Source organism: Allobosea sp. ASV33 (genome assembly GCF_016428755.1).
GTDB lineage: Bacteria > Pseudomonadota > Alphaproteobacteria > Rhizobiales > Beijerinckiaceae > Allobosea.
The window spans coordinates 1-3248 of record NZ_JAELTI010000178.1 but is presented as its reverse complement, the minus strand read 5'-3'; the positions used below and the strand labels follow the sequence as shown (position 1 = coordinate 3248).

The following is a 3248-nucleotide window of genomic DNA, read 5'->3' as shown; positions in this document are numbered from 1 at the left end:
CCGATGCCGCGTGGGCCGCAGCCGGCGATCTGCCGCGCTGGAGCGAGACCGCGCGCATCGTCGCGGAGGCTTGCCTGCGCGATAGAGCATCAGCCCGAGAAGTGGCACGCGGTTTTCGGGACAAGCCGACGCAAGATCAAAGAGCGAGAGAAGCGGACTGAATGCGATATTCAGTCCGGTTCTTTTGCGGCCGAAAGGTGGGGTAATGGCTGGTTTCTCTCCGGAATGGCTCGCATTGCGCGAGCCGGCCGATCACGCGGCGCGTAATCCGCAAGTTCTTGCAGCGGTCGGCGGCTATTTCGCCGGCAAGGCCTCGCTGTCCGTGCTCGATCTCGGCTGCGGTGCCGGCTCCAACCTGCGCGCGACCTACACCGCCCTGCCCGATCGCCAGCACTGGACGCTCGTCGACCACGATGCCGAACTCCTGGCCTTTGCCCGCGAGCGCCTGAAGGACTGGGCCGAAGAGGCGCGCGAGCAGGGCGAGGAACTTGTGCTCGCCAAGGACGGCAAGACGATCACGGTCGACACCCGCAAGGTCGACCTGAACACCGATCTCGAATGGGTGCTGGGCTGGCAACCAGATCTGGTGACAGCCGCCGCGCTCTTCGATATCGCCTCGAAGCGCTGGATCGAGCGCTTCGTCGCGGCGCTCGCCAGCCAGCACCTGCCCCTCTATGCCGTGCTGACCCATGACGGCCGGGAGACGTGGCTGCCGGAGCATCCGGCCGATGCCGGCATCCACGCCGCCTTCACCGACCACCAGCATCGCGACAAGGGCTTTGGCCCCGCCGCCGGCCCGAAGGCCAACGAGATCATGGCGGAATCCTTCCGCAAATCGGGCTTCGCGGTTTCGAGCGGCGACAGCAACTGGCTGCTCGACGCGAAGCGCCGGCCCTTGCAGGAAGCGCTCGCCGAAGGCATCGCCATGGCCGTCGGCGAAACCGGACGCCTCGACCCGAAGGCCATCGCGGAATGGCTCGCGGCACGCCGCGAAGCCCAATCGGCGATGATCGGACATCAGGACCTCTGGGCCCGGCCGATCTAGGAAGGCTCTACTTCACCCAAGGCAGCATCCGCCGCATCACGCCGTCCTTGAGGACGAGGTAGTGATGCAGCGCGGCGCCGACATGCACGAGCGCAAGCGCACCCGTCGCCAGGGCGAGCTTGCCGTGGATGTCGAGCACGCGCTTGGCGGCTTCCTCGTTGGGCTTCGCCAGGGCCGGCAGGTCGAACAGGTCGAAGATCGTCAGCGCCGGATACAGCGAGACGCCGATCCAACCGAGCAGCGGCACGACGATCAGCAGGCCATAGAGCAACCAGTGCACCAGATGCGAGACCGCCTTCTGCCACCAGGCCAGCGTCGGCTCGTCCGGCGGCGCGCCATGAAGCAGGCGATAGGCCAATCGTCCGACCATCAGCCACAACAGCAGGAAGCCGGTGAGCTTGTGCGCGCTGTAGAGCCCGTTGGTCACCCCGTCCCAGATATCCAGCACATTGCCGCGATAGCTCATGATGAGCCCGACCGGGATCATCGCCAGGACCGCAGCCACCGTGATCCAGTGCAGCGTCCGCGCGATCGGGCTGTACACGCGGGTTGCCGGCATGTCGCCTTGCATCGGAAAGCCTCCTGTCTGCCGCCGGAGCGCTATTCATCTCACGTTCAAGCCTATGCGCCCATAGGACGGCGATACGCTCCGGAAGTTCCCGTTTTCGCTTGCCTATGGACTCCATCTGACGTGGTTTTGATCGTGGAACCCGTGGCGTGTCGGCCACGTTGGTGGCAGAGCGCACTGCAAGGTCCTATATCGATACCCGATGGTGCCCTGGATGCTCCTCGGCCGGTCGCCGGCCCAATCTGACGGACTTTTCGATGCCTGAGTCGCGTACGCTCTTCGGCCCATCCCTCCAGACGGATCTCGTGAAGGTCGAACGGGCGATCGCCGAGTTTCGCGCCGCCCGCCCCGTCCTGCTCCGAGACGGCGCGCGGCTGGCGCTCGCGCTGTCCGCCGAGCTTGCCGACGCCGAACTGGCGCGCCGCTTCGATAGTCTGGCGCAGGGCCGTGGCCATCTCGTGCTGAGCGCCGCACGCCTGCGCCGCCTCGGCGCCAAGGGACGCCTGGAAACCGGCATCTTCGCGCTGCCGACCATCGACACCGGCCGTATCGAAACGCTCGCGCTCAAGATCGACGCCCGCATGGATGCGCCCGTCGCCCCGGCTTCGGCACTCGACGAAGCCGCGCTCGAACTCGCTCGCCTGTCGCTCGTCCTGCCGGCCGTCATCCTCGTGCCGGTCAGCGCCGAGGCGATCGCCAACGAGCCGCTCGTCGAGGTCGAGATTGCCGCCGTCGATGGCTACCGCACCGAGCAGGCGGCAACGCTGAAGATCGTCGGCCGCGCGCCGGTGCCGCTCGAAGGCGCGCCGGATACCGAATTCGTCGTCTTCCGCGGCGGCGAGGGCCTGCGCGATCAGGTCGCCATCATTGTCGGCAAGCCGGATCTTTCGTCTGCCGTGCCGGTGCGCCTGCATTCGGCCTGCCTGACCGGCGACCTGTTCGGCTCGCTGAAATGCGATTGCGGCGACCAGTTGCGCGACACCGTGCAGTGGATGGCCGAGAACCAGGGCGGTATCCTGCTCTATCTCGACCAGGAAGGCCGCGGCAACGGCATCTCCAACAAGATGCGCGCATACAAGCTGCAGAGCCAGGGCTGGGATACCTATGACGCCGACGAGGTGCTCGGCTTCGATCTCGACCAGCGCCATTTCGACTTCGCCGCGACGATGCTGAGGCAGCTCGGCGTCGCCAGCGTCGTGGCGCTCACCAACAATCCGCAGAAGATCGGCGCGATCGAAGCGGCCGGGCTCGATGTTGCCGCGACCCAGCGCGTGCTCGGGCGTCCGAACGCTCACAACGTCCGCTATCTCGCCTCCAAGCGCGACCGTGCCGGCCATTTCATCGACATGGACGCGCTGATGGCGCGCGCCGCCCCGACGGATTGACCCCGGTCTCGTTTGCGATCAGGCCAGGCTGATGCCCGAGCCCGATAATACCCTCCCCGGCAGTCCCGAACGCTGGCCGCTCGCCAGCGTCTGCGCGATCGTGTTCATCGCCTGGCTGGCCCTGTCCTGGCCCTGGCTCTCCGGCAGCGTCACCATCCCCTGGGATGCCAAGGCGCATTTCCATCCGCAGCTCCAGTTCCTCGCCGATGCCTGGCACAAGGGTCTCTCGCCCTTCTGGACGCCCTATGTC

4 protein-coding genes are annotated in these 3248 nt (G+C 66.7%); 3 read left to right on the top strand and 1 reads right to left on the bottom strand.

Annotated elements, in window-relative coordinates; genetic code table 11:
• Positions 1 to 205 precede the first annotated feature (205 nt).
• Positions 206 to 1045 carry a methyltransferase domain-containing protein gene (locus JHD80_RS26840; protein ID WP_199093583.1) on the top strand — a complete coding sequence of 280 codons (840 nt, stop codon included), beginning with the start codon at positions 206 to 208 and terminating at the stop codon, positions 1043 to 1045.
• A gap of 7 nt (positions 1046 to 1052) precedes the next feature.
• Here the strand turns inward: JHD80_RS26840 and JHD80_RS26835 are convergent, their stop codons facing one another.
• Positions 1053 to 1589: a cytochrome b gene (locus JHD80_RS26835; protein WP_349237358.1), complete on the bottom strand. Its 537-nt coding sequence runs from the start codon at positions 1587 to 1589 to the stop codon at positions 1053 to 1055.
• A gap of 281 nt (positions 1590 to 1870) precedes the next feature.
• On the opposite strand from JHD80_RS26835, the gene ribA reads away from it, so the two are divergent.
• Together ribA and JHD80_RS26825 are read left to right on the top strand one after the other, a co-directional pair.
• On the top strand, positions 1871 to 2998 hold the full coding sequence (gene ribA / locus JHD80_RS26830) for a GTP cyclohydrolase II RibA (protein WP_199093579.1): 1128 nt from the start codon (positions 1871 to 1873) through the stop codon (positions 2996 to 2998).
• Positions 2999 to 3029: 31 nt separating this feature from the next.
• A partial coding sequence (locus JHD80_RS26825) for a hypothetical protein (protein WP_199093585.1) occupies positions 3030 to 3248 on the top strand: 219 nt, incomplete at its 3' end.